This window comes from Bradyrhizobium sp. LeoA1Lang (assembly GCF_055413685.1).
On the sequence record NZ_JBVAPG010000408.1, the window covers coordinates 1 to 1,310 of the forward strand.

The 1,310-nt window shown below is 57.8% G+C and carries 1 pseudogene; it reads right to left on the reverse strand.

The window, feature by feature from the left end:
- Positions 1 to 410: 410 nt before the first annotated feature.
- Positions 411 to 526, reverse strand: a pseudogene (locus ACZYOF_RS43825) (LysR family transcriptional regulator); the annotation flags it as partial.
- Between the last annotated feature and the right edge of the window lie 784 nt (positions 527 to 1,310).

Here is a 1,310-nt window from a genome sequence, read left to right on the forward strand (position 1 = left end):
GGACTTTCTTCGCAATGCCCACCTCGATATCCCAGCGGCCGTCGAGGCGCTGCGCCAATACTGGATGCCGATCCGCTACGCACGCGCCCGCTGATCACTGCGAACGTGGGAGCTCTTACCGCTTACGGTTGAACACTCCCGGGAAATAATGGAGAGCTGGATGTGCGGCAGAGCCACTTGGGGCGGCGAGCCCTTCCGCGCGCGATGTTGCGACAAGTTCGCGGCCTCTCACCGTAAATAGTGCAGCGACTGCGGCCGGTTCATCGACGGGGTTCTGGCGTATGTCAGGACACCCGGCGATCCAGAAAGCCCTGTGCAACCACTGTTCGACCAACTCGGGCTTCCCCGACTCTACACATCGCGGAGTTAGGCGCGCGTAGCCAGGCGACGGCGGCGCTCATGGTCGGCTAGCTCAGGTTGATGCTCGTGCCGCAGCGGTAAGGTTACGTTCGGTCACCCGAGCGTCGAGCACGACGAGCAGATTTAGATCATCGAGGCCCTGAACGCATGATCTGGACTTATCCAGACTGTGGATGCATTCGATCAAAACAATCAGTTTTACCAATTCTAGGAATGACGGCAAGCAAAAAGCCAGTTGGAGAAATGAATTCAGGCATACCGGGATGGCTATCGATCTTTGCCTGGCTTTGAGAAGAATTCTCAGGTGCACGCCGGGCATCAACCGAGGCGCATGTCCATTGCGGCCACGTTCTTCGGCGGGCTACGCAAGCTGCGTCGCGCCGGCTCGACGCGACAAGCGGTTCGCACGTCGCGTAGGCGCTTACTACCGATAAACCTCCGTATAGCTGTTCCAACCCCTTTTATATCACCCGCTTATCTCCGTATAATTGAACCAACCATGTCGAATGGAACTTCTCGTGCTCGGTCGCTCGTCGTCCAGAGCTGCTGCTGTGGCGCAGCGCCCAAGACTACAACCATGACCCAGCTACCGGATAAGCCCGCCTCTGGGGCCCAGCTGCCCCTGTATTTGGGGACATGCACACGGCCATATTCATGAGTGCCTGTTATGCTTTCTCCAGCATTGATCGCAACCTTGATGCGCGAGAGCAGCATGTGAAGGATGCAGCTTAAGGCGGCGCTGCTCCCATAATCCCCGCAGTTCCTTCACGAGAGCTTCACGCCTAGCCTGATCGAACGTAGTTGTATCAAGGAGATCCCCGAGCAGAGCTATGGCCGAAATTGGGTGATGGGGCTGATCAGGCGGCGCGGTTAGCTGGCGTCGTCGATTCTGCGACGCCGTCGGTAAATTTGACGCCGGCAATGACCCTTGGCAACTGATTTTCGCCCTT